At 64.7% G+C, this 16058-nt stretch carries 12 protein-coding genes; 9 read left to right on the forward strand and 3 right to left on the reverse strand.

Annotated elements, in window-relative coordinates:
- Positions 1-54 precede the first annotated feature (54 nt).
- From AC1RR3_RS23135 to AC1RR3_RS23150, 4 genes are all read left to right on the forward strand, one after another.
- Positions 55-996: an ABC transporter substrate-binding protein gene (locus AC1RR3_RS23135; RefSeq protein WP_492825447.1), complete on the forward strand. Its 942-nt coding sequence runs from the start codon at positions 55-57 to the stop codon at positions 994-996.
- 215 nt (positions 997-1211) lie between these two features.
- Positions 1212-3470 carry a DNA topoisomerase IV subunit A gene (parC, locus tag AC1RR3_RS23140; RefSeq protein ID WP_492825410.1) on the forward strand — a complete coding sequence of 753 codons (2259 nt, stop codon included), beginning with the start codon at positions 1212-1214 and terminating at the stop codon, positions 3468-3470.
- 330 nt (positions 3471-3800) lie between these two features.
- Complete coding sequence (locus tag AC1RR3_RS23145) at positions 3801-5351, forward strand: ABC transporter substrate-binding protein (RefSeq protein WP_492825411.1); 1551 nt, start codon at positions 3801-3803, stop codon at positions 5349-5351.
- 4 nt (positions 5352-5355) lie between these two features.
- Positions 5356-6900: a GMC family oxidoreductase gene (locus AC1RR3_RS23150; RefSeq protein ID WP_492825412.1), complete on the forward strand. Its 1545-nt coding sequence runs from the start codon at positions 5356-5358 to the stop codon at positions 6898-6900.
- 271 nt (positions 6901-7171) lie between these two features.
- Here AC1RR3_RS23150 and AC1RR3_RS23155 read toward each other — a convergent pair whose 3' ends face one another.
- The 3 genes from AC1RR3_RS23155 to AC1RR3_RS23165 all read right to left on the reverse strand — a co-directional run bounded on the left by AC1RR3_RS23155 (position 7172) and on the right by AC1RR3_RS23165 (position 9899).
- Positions 7172-7552 (reverse strand): hypothetical protein, encoded by a 381-nt coding sequence (locus AC1RR3_RS23155; protein ID WP_492825413.1) that lies wholly within the window; start codon positions 7550-7552, stop codon positions 7172-7174.
- A gap of 143 nt (positions 7553-7695) precedes the next feature.
- Positions 7696-9081, reverse strand: coding sequence for a chromate efflux transporter (gene chrA / locus AC1RR3_RS23160; protein ID WP_492825414.1), 1386 nt, complete (start codon positions 9079-9081; stop codon positions 7696-7698).
- The gene (locus AC1RR3_RS23165; RefSeq protein WP_492825415.1) at positions 9081-9899 is read right to left on the reverse strand and encodes a chromate resistance protein ChrB domain-containing protein; all 819 of its coding nucleotides are present in this window, start codon (positions 9897-9899) and stop codon (positions 9081-9083) included. The genes chrA and AC1RR3_RS23165 overlap by 1 nt, the downstream gene beginning before the upstream one ends.
- A 194-nt stretch (positions 9900-10093) precedes the next feature.
- Here AC1RR3_RS23165 and dmeF point away from each other — a divergent pair, with 194 nt between their 5' ends.
- The 5 genes from dmeF (at position 10094) to AC1RR3_RS23190 (ending at position 16048) form a co-directional block, all read left to right on the forward strand.
- Positions 10094-11035, forward strand: coding sequence for a CDF family Co(II)/Ni(II) efflux transporter DmeF (gene dmeF, locus AC1RR3_RS23170; RefSeq protein WP_492825416.1), 942 nt, complete (start codon positions 10094-10096; stop codon positions 11033-11035).
- A gap of 88 nt (positions 11036-11123) precedes the next feature.
- Positions 11124-11954 carry an N-acyl homoserine lactonase family protein gene (locus AC1RR3_RS23175; protein WP_492825417.1) on the forward strand — a complete coding sequence of 277 codons (831 nt, stop codon included), beginning with the start codon at positions 11124-11126 and terminating at the stop codon, positions 11952-11954.
- Between the two features lie 85 nt (positions 11955-12039).
- Complete coding sequence (locus AC1RR3_RS23180; RefSeq protein ID WP_492825418.1) at positions 12040-12918, forward strand: DMT family transporter; 879 nt, start codon at positions 12040-12042, stop codon at positions 12916-12918.
- Between the two features lie 342 nt (positions 12919-13260).
- Positions 13261-13911: a hypothetical protein gene (locus AC1RR3_RS23185; protein ID WP_492825419.1), complete on the forward strand. Its 651-nt coding sequence runs from the start codon at positions 13261-13263 to the stop codon at positions 13909-13911.
- 73 nt (positions 13912-13984) lie between these two features.
- Positions 13985-16048, forward strand: coding sequence for a methyl-accepting chemotaxis protein (locus tag AC1RR3_RS23190; protein ID WP_492825420.1), 2064 nt, complete (start codon positions 13985-13987; stop codon positions 16046-16048).
- Positions 16049-16058: the final 10 nt, after the last annotated feature.

Consider the following 16058-nt stretch of genomic DNA (forward strand, 5'->3'; position numbering starts at 1 on the left):
GATCTCAGCCGCCGGCGACTGCTGCGGCATGGAACGGCGTTGGCCGCTGCGTCCATGCTCGGCACGCCCGCGATGGCGCAGGCCCGCAGCCGCATCCGTCTCGGCTATCTCCACGTGGTCGCCGTGGACGGACATCTGTGGACCGGCCTCGATCGCGGCTCATTCGATCGGGAAGGCATCGATTTCGAGCTGAACGAATTCAACAGCGGACCCGAGGTCTTCGAGGCGATGGGGAAGGGACATCTCGACGTCGTGTCGGCCGGTGGTGTGATCTCGAACTATCTCGCGCTCGGTCGCGGTCGCGGATTTCTGATCAACGACATCGAGATCGCGACGGCGCAGCTGTGGATCCGGCCGACGCTCGGCGTGAAGGGCTTTGCCGACCTCCGGGGAAAACGGATCGCAACGACCGCGAAGACGACGGCGCATATCTTCCTCGACAGGGCGCTGCGCGCCAACAACATCAATCCGTCCGAGATCGAGATCGTCAATCGCAGCATGCCCGCCGCGGTCCAGGCGTTCATAGCCGGAGACGTGCCGGCCGTGGCGCTCTGGGTCCCCTTCAACATCGCCGTGCGTCGGGCGGTGCCGGAGGCGATCAAGCTGGTCGATGCTTCGGCCTTCTACCCGCAATCGGCCGTGCTGGGCGGCTGGGCGGCGACGAGCGATTACTATGCGCAGAACAGGGAGGTGCTGGGCCGGATCATCCGCGCCTGGACGGATGCGAATGACCACATGGTCCGCAATCCCGCGGTGGCGGCGGAAGCCTTGCAGCGATCCCACTATCAGCAGACGCGTCCGGAAGACATCATCGAGGCCTTCAAGGCGCAGAAGCTGTATTCCTCGCGCGAATGGCGACGCCTCTATTCGGACGGGACCGTCGTGAGATGGCTCCAGCAGGTGAGCGACTTCTTCATGACGGACGCCGGCGTCACCGGATCAGTGCGTGCGTCGGACTACTTTGACGCGCAGCTCTATCTGTCGACCGTCGCCTGAAGGCGCGGCCTTTGGCGATTTCGATGCGACCGGCCCCCCATACCGCCCGGCGCTGTGGATAACTCGCGCAGCGGCCCCGGCACAGGGCAGGGGGCGCATGTCGTGGTCCAGCCTGCTATATATCCGCCCGAATCGCGCCCCAGCGGGGGAGAGTTGGCCATGTTTTCCGGCAATCAGCCGGAATCTGACCGGAAGTCTTTGAAAGTAAAGGCCTAATGGGCAAGCGAATAGTTCCGCCGGAAGAGCCGGCCGAAATCCACGATGTGCCGCTACGCGAAGCGCTGGAAGAGCGCTATCTCGCCTATGCGCTCTCCACCATCATGCACCGCGCGTTGCCCGACGCGCGCGACGGCCTGAAGCCGGTGCACCGGCGCATTCTCTACGGCATGCGCCTGCTCCGGCTCGACCCCGGCACGGCCTTCAAGAAATCCGCAAAAATCGTCGGCGACGTGATGGGCTCGTTCCATCCGCACGGCGACCAGGCGATCTACGACGCCATGGTGCGCCTCGCGCAGGACTTCTCCTCGCGCTATCCGCTGGTCGACGGCCAGGGCAATTTCGGCAATATCGACGGCGATAATCCCGCCGCCTATCGCTACACCGAAGCGCGCATGACCGATGTCGCGCGGCTTCTGCTCGACGGCATCGACGAGGATGGCGTCGAGTTTCGTCCCAATTACGATGGCCAGTCGAAAGAGCCGGTCGTGCTGCCTGGTGGCTTCCCGAACCTGCTCGCCAACGGCGCACAGGGTATCGCGGTCGGCATGGCCACCTCGATCCCGCCGCACAACGCCGCCGAGCTTTGCGACGCTGCGCTGCATCTGATCGAGAAGCCCGACGCGAAATCCAAGGCGCTCTTGAAGTGGGTGAAAGGCCCGGATTTCCCGACCGGCGGCATCTGCGTCGATTCCAAGCAGGCGATCGCTGAGGCCTACACCACCGGCCGCGGCTCGTTCCGTGTCCGCTCCCGGTGGGAGCAGGAAGAGGGCACGCGCGGCACCTGGGTCGTCGTCGTCACCGAGATTCCGTTTCTGGTGCAGAAGTCGCGCCTGATCGAGAAGATCGCCGAGCTGCTGGACCAGAAGAAGCTGCCGCTGGTTGGCGATATCAGGGACGAGTCGGCCGAAGACGTTCGCATCGTGATCGAGCCGAAGTCGAAGAACGTCGATCCAGCGCTGATGATGGAATCGCTGTTCCGCCTGACCGAGCTCGAAAACAAGATTCCGCTGAACCTGAACGTGCTGATCAAGGGCCGCGTGCCCAAGGTCGTGGGCCTTGCAGAGTGCCTGCGCGAATGGCTCGACCATCTGCGCGACGTGCTGATCCGCCGGACCAATTACCGTAAGGCGCAGATCGAGAACCGGCTGGAAGTTCTCGGCGGTTTGCTGATCGCCTATCTGAACCTCGACGAGGTGATCAGGATCATCCGCACCCAGGACGAGCCGAAACCGGCGCTGATCAAGGCGTTCAAGCTCACCGAGGTGCAGGCCGAAGCCATCCTCAACATGCGCCTGCGCTCGTTGCGCAAGCTCGAGGAAATGGAGATCCGCACCGAGGACAAGAACCTCCGCAACGAGCTCAAGGGCATCAACGCGATCCTCGCCTCCGAACCCGAGCAGTGGAAGAAGGTCGGCGAGCAGGTCGGCAAGGTCCGCGACATGTTCGGACCCAAGACGCCGCTCGGCAAGCGCCGCACCACCTTTGCCGATGCGCCCGAGCACGATCTCGCCGCGATGGAGGAAGCCCTCGTCGAGCGCGAGCCGGTCACCGTCGTCGTGTCCGACAAGGGCTGGATCCGCACCATGAAGGGGCATGTCGAGGATCTCTCGGGCCTTGCCTTCAAGCAGGACGACAAGCTCGGCTTCGCCTTCTTCGCGGAGACGACCTCGAAGCTGCTGCTGTTCGCCACCAACGGCAAGTTCTACTCGCTCGATGTCGCCAAGCTTCCGGGCGGGCGCGGTCACGGCGAGCCGATCCGCCTGTTCATCGACCTCGAGCAGGAGGCTGCGCCCGTCGCGCTGTTCGTCAACAAGGGCGGACGCAAATTCCTGGTCGCGAGCCACGAGGGCCAGGGTTTTGTCGTCAACGAGGACGATTGCGTCGGCACCACCAAGAAGGGCAAGCAGGTCCTCAATGTCGACATGCCGAACGAGGCACGTACGGTCACCGAGGTGATCGGCGACACCGTCGCGGTCATCGGCGAGAACCGCAAGATGCTGGTGTTCCCGCTCGACCAGGTGCCGGAGATGGCCCGCGGCCGCGGCGTCCGCTTGCAGAAGTACAAGGACGGCGGCCTCTCGGACATCGCCGTGTTCGAGGCCAAGGCGGGCCTGACCTGGAAGGACTCCGCAGGCCGCGAGTTCTCCGCGACCATGAAGGAGCTCGCCGAGTGGCAAGGCACCCGCGCGGATGCCGGCCGCCTGCCGCCGAAGGGTTTCCCGAAGTCGAACAAGTTCGGCCGGGGGATCGGGTAGGGTAGTCTCGTGTCCCGGACGCGCTGCAACGCTCCATAGCGGGTCGAAGACGCGCGTAAACGCGCTTATGGCGTTGCTGTGCAGAGCCGGGACGCCACAACACAGGTGTCATGCCCCGGCTTGACCGGGGCATCCAGTACGCCGCGGCTTCTCGGTTCATCACGCCCCTCTCTGGAATACTGGATCGCCCGCCTTCGCGGGCGATGACAGCGAGTGTGGTGCAAACGCTTGGCAGATAGTCGTGAGCGCATAAGTGCCTGCGTTGATCGGGCACGAACATTGCTTTTTCTTGCCTGCAAATGAACTCTCAAGAAAAAGCAAAAGGCACCAATGTTCAGACTGAAGGCTTTCATTCCGGCGCTGTTCGGACTCGCGCTGGTGGCGGCGCCGGCGCATGCGGCGGGCAATCTCGTCGCGGTGCTCGAGGCGGAGATCGTCACGCTCGATCCGCATTTCTCCACGGCCTATATTTCGCGCACGTTCGGCTACATGGTGTTCGACACGCTGTTTGCGAAAGACTCCAAGGGCGACATCAAGCCGCAGATGGTGCAGGACTGGAAGGTCTCAGCCGACGGTTTGACCTACAGCTTCACGCTGCGCGACGGCCTGAAATGGCATGATGGCCAGCCGGTCACATCAGCCGATTGCGTGGCGTCGCTGCGCCGGTGGGGCACGCGCAGCGCGCTCGGCCGCCGTATCTTCGCGATCACAGCCTCGCTCGAACCGACCGATGCGAAAACCTTCGTGCTGACGCTGAAGGAGCCGTCCGGCCTCGTCATCGACGCGCTCGGCAATCCCGTCAGCCCGGTCGCCTTCATGATGCCCGAGCGCATTGCCAAGACACCCGGCGACCAGCGCATCACCGAGATCATCGGCTCCGGTCCGTTCGTCTACAGCAAGGCTGATCACCGCACCGGCGATCGCATGATCCTGAAGAAATTCGCCGACTATGTGCCGCGTCCCGAGCCCGCCGACTTCCTCGCCGGCGGCAAGCGCGTCAACATCGACACGCTCGAGATCCGCGTCATTCCCGATGGTGCGACCGCCGCCTCCGCTCTGCAAGCCGGCGAAGTCGACTTCATGCAATATGCGCCGTTCGATCTGCTGCCGGCGCTCGAGAAGAACTCTCGCGTGAAACTCGTCAATTTCACCGGCGGCAACATGTTCGCGGGCGCCTATCGCCTCAACGCCGCTTCGAAGCCGTTCGACGATCCCGCGATCCGGCGCGTGCTGTGGAAGCTGGTCGACCAGCGCGAGGTGCTGGATGCGCTCGGGCTCGATGCCAAATACGCCGCTCCCTGCGCGACGTTCTTCACCTGCGGCACCACCTATGAGAGCAAGGCCGGCACGGACGCTGCGGCAAAGCCGTCGATCGAAGCAGCGAAGGCCGCGCTGAAGGCGACGAAGTATGCCGGCGAACCTGTCGTCGTCATGGAGGCCAACGATCTCGAAGCCCCGCGTGTCTCGGCGCAGGTGCTGGCGGAGCGGCTGAAGCAGGCGGGATTCAACGTCGACCTCCAGGTGATGGACTGGGCGAGCGTGCTGGCGCGCCGCGCCAAGAAGGAGGGCTGGAGCGTTTATGGCGTTCATGCCGGCGGTTTTGACCTCGGCTCGCCGCTCACCAACGTCATGGTCGCCTTCAACTGCGTCGACTTCACCGGCTGGCAATGCGATGCACGCATCACGCCCTTGATGGAAGCCTTCGCCAAGGCACCCGCCGAGGAGGACCGCAAGAAGATCGCGGGCGAGATTCAAAGCGTCATGTACGATCAGGCGCCCGCGATCCCGTGGGGCCAGTTCGCGCAGCCGGCACTTTATCGCGCGCCGCTTCGCAATCTGATACCGTCCGCCATCCCGGTGTTCTGGAACGTTGAGAAGTAACGCCATGTACGATGTCATTGTTGTCGGCGGCGGCTCCGCCGGTGCCGCTGTTGCGGCCCGGCTCTCGGAAGATCCGGCACGGCGCGTCCTGTTGCTCGAGGCGGGCCTCGACTGGCGCGCCGAGGAGGCACCCTGGGAGGTGAGGACGCCGAACCCGATCCCGATCATCCACAAGCGCGAGTATCAGGAGAAATGGCAGTGGCCGGATCTGCTGACGCGCCGGGTGGCGGGGCAGGAGCCGCGCTTCTACTGGCGCGGCAAGGGGCTCGGCGGCTCCTCGATGATGAACGGCCAGATCGCGATCCGCGGCGTTGCTGACGCGTTCGACGAATGGGCGGCCAATGGCTGCACCGGCTGGTCGGCGAAAGAGGTGATGCCGCTGTTCTCGGTGATCGAGGACGATTTCGAGTTCGGCGACGCCGCGGGACATGGACGCGGCGGACCTCTGCCGGTCTATCGTGCACCGCCCGAAAAATGGGGCCCGATCGACCGCGGCTTGCGCGATGCTGCGCTCGCCAGCGGCTATCCCTGGTGCGCCGACGTCAACGGCCCGGACGGAGAGGGCGTCGCCTGCTATCCCATCAACAGCCGCGACAGCCGCCGCATCACCACCAATGAGGGGTATCTCGAGCCCGCGCGCGGCCGCGCCAATCTGGAAATTCGTGGCCATGCGCTGGTCGATCGCGTGCTGATCAGTGACGGAAGGGCGACCGGCCTCCGCGTCCACATCGAGGGGCAGGGCACCCAAGAGATCAGCGCGCGGCAGATCGTGCTATGCGCCGGCGCCATTCATAGTCCGGCGATCCTGCTGCGTTCGGGCATTGGACCTGCGGAAGAGTTGAAGGCGATGGGGATCGCGGTCGAGCGCGACCTGCCGGTCGGCCGTCACTTTTTCGATCATCCGCTGTTTCGCGCGACGATCCAGCTTCACGAAAATCTCCGGCCGACCGATCCTGATACCCGTCACACCAATTGCTGCGTGACCTATTCCTCGGGCCTCGCCGATGGCGGCAAGCGCGACATGATCCTGATCGCGTTCAATCACCGCGGCATCGGCGTCCCCGGAGCCATCGGCGCCGGGCTGTTCAACGCGTATTCTCGTGGAACGCTGAAATTGGCCTCGACCGATCCGTCGATCGATCCCATCGTCGAGGAGAACATGCTGGCCGATCCCCGCGACGTGATGCGCATGAGGGATGCGGTGAAGCGGCTCGCGGTGATCACCTCGCAACCGGCGCTCGCAGGCATCGCCGACTGGATCCGGCTGACCGACACCGATCTGACATTTCCTCAAGCAGCCAGCCTGCCGGATCACGAACTCGATGCGCTGCTGCGCCGCGAGACCGGCGACATCCAGCACGCCGCCGGCAGTTGCCGCATGAGCGGCGTCAATGACGCCGATGGCGTCGTCAATCCCGACGGTAGTGTGAAGGGCATCAGTGGCCTGCGCGTCGCCGACGCCTCGATCATGCCGTCGGACTGCCGGGCCAATACGCATTTCACGACGGTGGTGATCGGGGAAGCGATTGCGCGTATGATGATGCGATAGTTCGATTGTCGAACCCGCTCTTCTCTTCATCTTGAGGGAACGGCTCCATCCACGTCATTGCGAGCGCAGCGAAGCAATCCAGAATCTTTCGGCGGAGGCAGTCTGGATTGCTTCGCTGCGCTCGCAATGACGGAGCAAATGGCGAGGGCGTCGCTGGGTGACGAGCTCTTGCCCAAAGGGCGCAATGGCAGAGTCTGAGAGGGGACGTGGACGTCGTCCCGCTTAGTGGTCATCGGCCGTTTGTGACCCGAAACAGATAAGGGACCACGTGTTATTGACGCGTCATCAGTGCGGCGACGAACCCAAATAAGGTCAATAGAATGGTGAGGGGATAAAGCTGAACCAGCTTCGTCTTGAGCGGAATGGATGTTTCAAGATTGTCGAGGTCGAACTTGAATGGGATCTCGGAGAAGTGCAGTCCGAAGTTCAGCGCGAGTTTCTCACTAACATAAGCCAACAAGTCGTTCGTGAAGAAGTAGAACTCGACGAGGATGATCGCAGGAAGGGCGTACAGCCCCGTCGCAGAACTCAGTATTTGCAGCGTGCTGCTCCATTGCATCCCAAGGATGCCTGCCAAGACGGTGATCAGTAGCACTGCGGTCAAGATTACAGCGCAAGCGGCCAAGAGGACAATTTTGAGCAGCGTTCTCATGCGCCGGCATGCTTTGTTCGCGAAGGGGGCAACATCCCGTGGTTGTGCACCAATGAGCACTAACCTTCGGTAAATTGCCAGCCGCAGTTCCGCAACTGGCCGGAGGCCGTCATCCAATAGCAAACCGGACGCGAGCAAGTGTCCTAGATCACCCCCGCCAACCTCAGCACCACCCCCGCCGCACAAGAGCCCGCCAGTACCGTCAGCATCCCCAGCTTGAACCGGAAGATCGCAGTCGCCGCCGCGATTGCCAGCGCGAGCGCGGGGATGTCGACGCTCGTTAGCACCGGCATGTCGAAGTCCAACGGGAAGGCGTGCACCGGCACGGTCTCGCGGAACAGCGTGTGCAGCGCGAACCAGATCGAGAGGTTGAGGATGACGCCGACGACGGCGGCGGTGATCGCGCTGAGCGCGCCGGCAAGGCCGGTGTTGCCGCGCAGGCGCTCGATGTAGGGCGCGCCGACGAAGATCCAGAGGAAGCAGGGCGTGAAGGTGACCCAGGTCGCAAGCAGGCCACCCCACATTGCAGCCAGCATCGGCGATAGCCCGCCCGGATCGCGATAGGCCGCCATGAAGCCGACGAACTGCAGCACCATGATGAGCGGGCCCGGCGTGGTCTCGGCCATGCCGAGGCCGTCGAGCATCTCGTGCGGCTTCAGCCAGTGATAATGCTCGACCGCCTGCTGGGCGACATAGGCCAGCACCGCATAGGCGCCGCCAAAGGTGACCAGCGCCATCTTCGAGAAGAACAGCGCGATCTGGCTGAACACGTTGGCCTGGCCGAACGCCAGGAGCAGCGCGATCACGGGCACGAGCCAGAGCGCCAGCCACAGCGCGCCGACGCGGATCGCGCGCGCCGTGTTGGGGCGGACGTGATCGGGCACGGCGTCGCCGAGCATGCTGTCGATCGCGGCGCTGCTGCCGCTCGGGCCGTGACCGGCCGGGGCAAATTCCGGGCGGCCTTGCTTGGCGCCGATATAGCCGATCACGCCGGCGGCGATGATGATGATCGGGAAGGGGACGGCGAAGAAGAAGATCGCGACGAAGGCGATCGCGGCGAGCGCTATCATGATGCGGTTCTTCAGCGCGCGCTTGCCGACCCGAAACACGGCCTCGACCACGATGGCGAGCACGGCGGCCTTGAGGCCGAAGAACAGCGCTTCGACGAAGCTGACATTGCCGTAGGCGGCGTAGATGTAGCTGAGGCCCATGATGGCGATGATGCCGGGCAGGATGAACAGCCCGCCCGCCATCAGCCCGCCGGCGGTGCGATGCATCAGCCAGCCGATATAGGTCGCAAGCTGCTGCGCCTCCGGTCCCGGCAGCAGCATGCAATAGTTCAGCGCATGCAGGAAACGGCCCTCGGAGATCCACCTCCTCTCCTCAACCAGGATGCGGTGCATCACCGCGATCTGGCCCGCGGGCCCGCCAAAGCTCAAGCAGGCGACGCGAAGCCAGACGCGGAAAGCTTCATTGAAGCTGATGCCGTGACCGGCATCAGCTTCCGCTTGAACGTTACGGGTATCCATTACGCCTTCGCCTTGTTGGTCGGCCAATTGTGCGTCTCGGCCGTGGCGTCGCGGCACCAGCGATAGAAGGCGTCGTAGAGCGTCATGCCGGCCTCGAGCTGTTCGAGGTCGTCATCATACATCCGTGACAGCCCGAGCGAAGCCGCGAGCAGGCCCGGCGCCTCCGGCGCGAGGTCGGGCCGCGCGGTGTCGGCGCCGCGCACCAGCGTCGCGAGCCGGAGCAGGGCCGGGGTGGCGATCCCGAACTCCTCGATCATCACGTCGAAGGTGCAGAGCTCGCCGCGGTGGCTCCAGAACACGTTCTCGATGTCGAAGGGCGCCGCGTTGAAGCGCTCGCCGACGGCGACGACCTCGGACGGCGCCACGAACAGGAATACCGCGTTGGGATCGACAAAGCGTCGGATCAGCCAGGGGCAGGCGATGCGGTCGACCTTGGGCCGCGCCCGCGTCACCCAGACGGTGCGTCCCTTGGCGTCGCGCGGTGGCAGCTTGCGGGTGTCGAGCAGCGGAAGATTCGCCGCCTTCCAGCCCTCGAAGCCGCCATCGAGCGTCTCGGCCTGCACGCCGAGCTGGCGAAGCCAGGCCGCCGTGCCCTGGGCGAGCTTGGCGCCGCGCAGGCACGCGACGATGGCCGAGCGCCCGGCGAAGGCTGCGCCCCAGTCGGGTACGTTGTCATGGTTGAGCTTGATGGAGCCCGGGATCAGCCGCCGGTCGGCGGCAAAATCCTCGTCCGTGCGCACGTCGATCAGGGCAGGAGCGTTCGCCGTGCCGATCAGCCGTGCCAATTTGTCGGAAGATATCGTCGTATAGGAAGACATGATGCGCCCTCGTAAGAACAAACGGGACGCGATACTTGGGCATGTCGCCTCGTGGGGAGATCGCTCAAATCCCCATGGACGCTAATACACCGAAACCGCCGTGAACTGTCAACGGCTCGTTTCGTCGATTTTGTCCGCCGGCGCCGCAGGTCTATATTGGCGGCCAACGGACCGGACCTTTCGGAGCTATTTCCATGCACTCCCATTCCATCGAACAATGGACCCATGACCACGCCTTTCTCGGCGAGAAGCACGACGAGAACGAGCGGCGCACCTGGCTCGTGGTGATCCTGACGCTGGTCATGATGGTCGGCGAGATCATCGCGGGCTCGCTGTTCGGCTCGATGGCGCTGCTCGCCGACGGCTGGCACATGGGCACGCATGCGGCGGCGCTCGGCATTGCCGCCTTCGCCTACCGCTTCGCCCGCCGGCACCTGGGCAATTCGCATTTCACCTTCGGGACCGGCAAGTTCGGCGATCTCGCCGCCTTCTCCAGCGCGATCATCCTGGGACTGATCGCGGTCGAGATCGCCTATGAGAGCGTGCTGCGGCTGATCACGCCGATGCCGATCGCCTTTGGCGAGGCGATTGCGGTGGCCGCGCTCGGGCTGTGCGTGAATCTCGCCAGCGCGTGGCTGTTGCGCGACAGCCATGATCATCACCATCATGGCCATGCGCATCATGATCACGATGATCATCACCACCACCATCATCACGACAACAATCTCCGCGCGGCCTATGTCCACGTCATGGCGGATGCCGCGACGTCGGTGCTGGCGATCGGCGCGCTCGCGGTCGCGATGTATTCGGGCTGGGTCTGGGCCGATCCGGCCGTCGGCCTGATCGGCAGCGCGGTGATCGCGAGCTGGGCGTTCGGCCTGATCAAGACGTCAGGCGCGGTGCTGCTCGACGTGCGCGCCGACGAGAAGCTGGAGCGCGTCATCCGGGCGCGCATGGAGGTCGGCGATGATCGCGTCACCGACCTGCATCTCTGGCAAGTCGGCCCCGGCCATTGCGCCGTGCTGGTGTCGGTGGTGTCGGACAAGCCGAAGCAGCCGGCGGTCTACAAGAAGCGGCTCGCCGGGCTGAAGGGCCTCAGCCACGTCACCGTCGAGGTCGAGACCTGCCCGCACTGATGTGATCCGCGCAGGCGGAATTCTGCGGCGTGGCCGGGGTTGATCCTCGGTCGCAGCTGCCCCAATCGCTGCCAAGGAGGGACCAAGGATGATGCCCAGAATCAAGCTCGCTCTCGCGGCCGCCGCGCTCGCTCTGTCTGCTCATGTGGCGATGGCGCAGTCGGAAAAAACCGGCGTCGAAAAGCTCTACGTGCTCAATTGCGGGGAGGGCATCGCAGGTGACATCTCGCGCTGGACGCCCGGCCTGAACGAAGGCAAGACGATGGACTTCGTCGACAGCTGCTACCTCGTCAAACACGCCAAGGGCTGGTTCCTGTGGGACACCGGCATCGCCGATTCCGTCGCTGCGATGCCCAATGGCCTGCCGCCGGCCGATCCCAAGGCCGTGACCTGGCGGCGGCCAAAGACGCTCCAGGCCCAGCTTGAGCAGCTCGGCGTCAAGCCCGAGGACGTCAAGGCGATGGCCGTCTCGCACACCCATCCCGACCACTCCGGAAATGTCGAGCTGTTCCCGCAGGCCACGCTCTACGTGCAGAAGGCCGAGTATGACTGGCCCGGCGCCAACAACGAGCCGCGCTTCAAGCCGTCACATCCAGTCGAATTGCTGTCCGGCGACAAGGACGTGTTCGGCGACGGCAGCGTGACCATCCTGTCGACACCCGGCCACACGCCGGGTCACCAGTCGCTGCTGGTGAAGCTGCCGAAGACGGGTGCGGTGGTGCTGTCCGGCGATGCCGTGCACTTCAAGGACAATTGGGACAACCGCCGCGTGCCCAGCATGAATGCCAACAAGGAGTTGAGCGCGGCCTCGATGCAGAAGATCGCCGACACGCTCGCCAAGGAGAAGGCGCAGCTCTGGATCAACCACGACAAGGCCCAGCGCGACAGCCAGAAGATGTCGCCGGAGTTCTACGACTAGCCCTCGTCAAGCGGCCCTGTTGCCACACTGGTGGCAGCAGGGCTGTGTTAGCCGCATCCGTGGGCTCCGGGACGGGAGACGAAGCGTGGGGGAGTGGCTCGGGGTTGCGATCGCGCTGGTCTCGAGCAGCCTCGGCGGCACCGCCGCGGCGATCACCCGCTATCTCGTCGTCGGCGCCGATCCGGTCCTGCTCGCGATCCTGCGCTGGGGGATCGGCTTTCTCTGCCTGTTGCCGTGTGCGCTGCTGCTCGGCGTGCGCTGGCCGCAGCGCGCCGACTGGCCGGCCGTGGCGCTGCTCGGCATCTGCTTCTTCGGCCTGTTCTTCATCCTCTACAACATCGCGGTGTCCTACACGACCGCCGCGCGCGCCAGTCTCGCGCTGGCGACATTGCCGCTCCACACGATGGTGGTCGGCGCAATCCTTGGCGTGGAGCGGCTGACGGCCCGCAAGATCATCGGCGTCGGCATCGCCGTGCTCGGCGTGACGGCGGCGCTCGCCGCGGGCCTGGCGCAGAGCCCGCCGGGGGCCTGGCGCGGCGAACTGATCATGGCCGGCGCGGTGTTCTGCATGGCGTTCTACAACGTACTGTCGCGCCCGCTGATGCAGCGTTCCAGCGCGCTCGGCTTTCTCACGGTCGGTATGGGCGCAGGCGCCGTCGTGCTGGTGCTGGCGGGTCTCGTGAAGGGCAGTTTTGCCGCGCTCGAACACTTCACGACGGCGCAATGGATTGCCGGCATCTATCTCGGCGCCGGCGGCGGCGCGCTCGCCTTCATCCTCTGGGTCATGGCGCTGGCGCGGGCGACGCCGACCCGCGTCGCCAATACCATGACCGTCAATCCCATCGCCGCCACCTTGCTGGCGGCGCTGCTGATCGGCGAGCCGATCACGCCGAATCTTCTGATCGGGTTGATCGCTGTCTTCGCCGGAATCTGGATTGCGACCGGCGAGGCGAAGCCGAATTGATCAACCCCGCGTAGCGCGACGGACTAAAAATTTCGGCGAACTCTACCAATGATCCGCTCTCGCCGAGTACCTCGTGCAGCTGAATGCAAGTGGAAGTGGCGCACTGTCATCGCGTTGCCTATAGTTTCGTCAAAACGATCATCGGCGGTGCATCAGGCATGCCGTTTGGGGCGACGGGCATGCATTTCTGAAATCCCGATCAGGCCTTCACTTAAGCGGGCTTTAAAGAGTCGGCCGATATGCATGCAGGCGTGCATAATTCAACAGGACGGCAAGGATATGCGTAATTCGATGGGGCGGCGTCAGTTCTTGTGCGGTTGTTGCGCGGTGCTTGGAGCGACTGTGCTGCCGCAGCGCGTGAGCGCCGCAGGCGATCCAGATATCGTCCCGATCGAGTTCGCGAGCTTTCACGATCAGACATTCAAGAACGAATATCTTCAGTTCATGAATGTCACGATCCCGCCTGGACAGATCGCGGCCTATCACAGCCACACCCGGGATTTTGCCCAGGTGTATATGGCTGTCTCGGATGCGGAGGGGACGCCGCTTGGCGGCAAGCCCTCCATCACGCCGCGCAAGGTCGGCGAAGTGCTGTTCACCAACTACACGAAGAAGCCGGGGGTGCATCAGGTTGCCAATGTCGGCTCCAGCGACTTCCGGATCATGGGGTTCGAGATCTTCGATTCGGAGCCCGGGCGCTTCACGCCGCTTGCTCGCCCCGCGCCCTACGTCCCGGTGATGGACAATCACCGGGTCCAGGCCTGGCGGTTGATCCTGCAGCCGGGCGAGGCCGCGCCGGCGATGCAGCAGGCGGCGCCCGGCGTGCGGATCGTGGTACAGGGGGGCATGCTGGTCGAGGGCATTGAGGGCAAGCCGGACCACAAGCTCAACCTGAAGTATGGCGACTTCGCCTGGCAGACTACGGGGCCGGTGCGGACGATGCGAAACGCGGGGACGTCGACCGTCGAGCTGGTCGAGTTCGAACTGAAATAGACCGCGTGTGGGCGTGAGGACTGGCGGGGGCCGGCCTCACGTCACGGGCAGAAATACGAATGAGGAGCGGGGCATGTCGATCAAGCGGTCGGGAATTGCGATTGCGGCACTGATGTCGGGCGTCGTCGTTCTGACGTCAGGCCTGCAACTGAGCGAGCGCTGGAGCGCTTACCAGAATGCCATCGCGGCACACGCCCTGGAGACCCGTCTGGCTGCCGGCTTCGATGCTGTCGGCAGCCTGACCATCGAGCGTGGTCCGGTCAATCGGGCGCTGCTCGGGAAGTCCGCGGCGGATGATGCGGTGCTCAAGGAGTTCGCCGCCAATCGCCGAACCAGCGACGAGGCACTGGAGAAATTGCAGACGCTCGCCAGCGGCGACGCGGATCTGACGCAGCGGGTCAAGGCGGCCGCGGCCAGGATCGCCGCCGCGCGCGAGGAGGCCGCCTCACACTGGCAGAAGCCGCTGACCGAACGTCCCGGCGGCATCGCTGCCAAGGCCATGCGAGACTACGCCGAGGCGATGGCGAGCCTGAATGAGCTGCTGGAGACCGGCATCAAGGCGACGATGCGGCTGAGCACCACGGCGGGAAATTTGCTCGATGTCGCGCAGAAGGGCTGGGTGATCCGGCAGACCGCCGGCCAGGTCTCGCTGCTGATTTCGGGGCTCGTGACGTCAGGCCGTCCGGCAACATTGGCGGAGCGCGACGAATTGAGCGCTGCGAACGGCCAGATGACGCGGCTCTGGGCTGAAATCCTCGATCGCGGCGATGACGTTCACGCGCCCAAGAACACGCGGGCCAGCGTCGCTGCGGCCAGGGATCGCTATTTCGGTTCGGACAAGCCGCTGCGCGACGGGCTGACCAAGGCCGCATTCGACGGCACGCCTTACGCGGTGTCGGTCGATGACTGGCGCAAGTCCGCCACCAGCGCGAACGCCTCGTTGCTGGGAATCCGTGATGCCGCCTTGCGCGACGCGCAGACCGTAGCCGAACAGGACGAAGCCAGCGGGCTGGGCGGCATCTTGTTCGCCGGTGCGGCCATTCTGGTCGTTCTGGGACTATCCGCAGCATCGTCAGTGCTGCTCGTGCGCCACTTGCTCACGCCCATCTCGAAGCTTTCGGAGGTGATGACCCGGCTTGCCCGCAACGAGGAGGCCGAAGTGCCATTTGCCGCCCGCAAGGATGAGATCGGCGGCATGGCTCTTGCGGTGCAGGTCTTCAAGGAGGCCATGGCCACCACCAATCGACTGGCTGGAGAACAGGCCGCCGAGCGGGTCGTGAAAGAGAAGCGCGCGGCGCGTCTCGAAGGCCTGGTTCGCGACTTCGAGGCCAAGGCGGGAGCCATGGTGGCGCTGCTGGCGTCGGGGGCGACCGAACTCGAGACGACAGCGCGATCCATGTCCTCGACCGCGACGCAGACCAAGGGGCAGGCGACAACCGTCGCGGCGGCGGCCGAGGAAGCAAGCGTGGGCGCAAGCACGGTTGCCTCCGCGGCCGAGGAACTGACGGCATCCATCAGCGAGATCAGTCGCCAGGTCGCGCAATCGTCGACGATCACCGGCCGGGCGGTGGCCGATGCGCAGCGGACCGACAAGATCGTGCAGACGTTGGCTGAGGGGGCCGAGAAGATCGGCGCAGTGGTCACCTTGATCCAGGCCATCGCCGCGCAAACAAACCTGCTGGCCTTGAATGCGACGATCGAGGCGGCGCGGGCTGGCGACGCTGGAAGAGGCTTTGCGGTGGTCGCCTCCGAAGTGAAGATGCTGGCGACCCAGACGGGAACGGCGACGGCGGAGATCGGGGCCCAGATCGCGCAAATTCAGGCTGCCACCAAGGAAGCTGTCGACGCGATCCGTGGAATTACCGGCACCATCGAGGAGGTCAGCTCGATCTCGAATGCGATCGCGACGGCAGTCGAGGCACAAGGCGTGGCGACGGCGGAAATCGCCCGCAACGTTCAGCAGACATCGCAATCGGTGAGGGACGTGACGGCGACCATCGGTGGTGTGAGCAAGGCGGCAACGGAAACGGGCGTCGCGGCGACCGAGGTGCTGAGCGCGGCAGACGGCCTGTCGCGACAGGCCGTGCAGCTGACAAGCGAAGTGGGCAGCTTTGTCGAGGACGTCCGGGCCGCCTAAAGCGCGATGA

Source organism: Bradyrhizobium sp. GW821-FHT13H05 (assembly GCF_058804065.1).

Excerpts from the sequence above, each read along its gene's own strand:
- dmeF (WP_492825416.1), top strand. The coding sequence starts at position 10,094 with ATGCACTCCCATTCCATCGAACAATGGACCCATGACCACGCCTTTCTC.
- AC1RR3_RS23165 (WP_492825415.1), bottom strand. The coding sequence starts at position 9,899 with ATGTCTTCCTATACGACGATATCTTCCGACAAATTGGCACGGCTGATC.
- AC1RR3_RS23155 (WP_492825413.1), bottom strand. The coding sequence starts at position 7,552 with ATGAGAACGCTGCTCAAAATTGTCCTCTTGGCCGCTTGCGCTGTAATC.
- AC1RR3_RS23145 (WP_492825411.1), top strand. The coding sequence starts at position 3,801 with ATGTTCAGACTGAAGGCTTTCATTCCGGCGCTGTTCGGACTCGCGCTG.
- chrA (WP_492825414.1), bottom strand. The coding sequence starts at position 9,081 with ATGGATACCCGTAACGTTCAAGCGGAAGCTGATGCCGGTCACGGCATC.
- AC1RR3_RS23150 (WP_492825412.1), top strand. The coding sequence starts at position 5,356 with ATGTACGATGTCATTGTTGTCGGCGGCGGCTCCGCCGGTGCCGCTGTT.
- parC (WP_492825410.1), top strand. The coding sequence starts at position 1,212 with ATGGGCAAGCGAATAGTTCCGCCGGAAGAGCCGGCCGAAATCCACGAT.
- AC1RR3_RS23175 (WP_492825417.1), top strand. The coding sequence starts at position 11,124 with ATGATGCCCAGAATCAAGCTCGCTCTCGCGGCCGCCGCGCTCGCTCTG.
- AC1RR3_RS23135 (WP_492825447.1), top strand. The coding sequence starts at position 55 with ATGCTCGGCACGCCCGCGATGGCGCAGGCCCGCAGCCGCATCCGTCTC.
- AC1RR3_RS23190 (WP_492825420.1), top strand. The coding sequence starts at position 13,985 with ATGTCGATCAAGCGGTCGGGAATTGCGATTGCGGCACTGATGTCGGGC.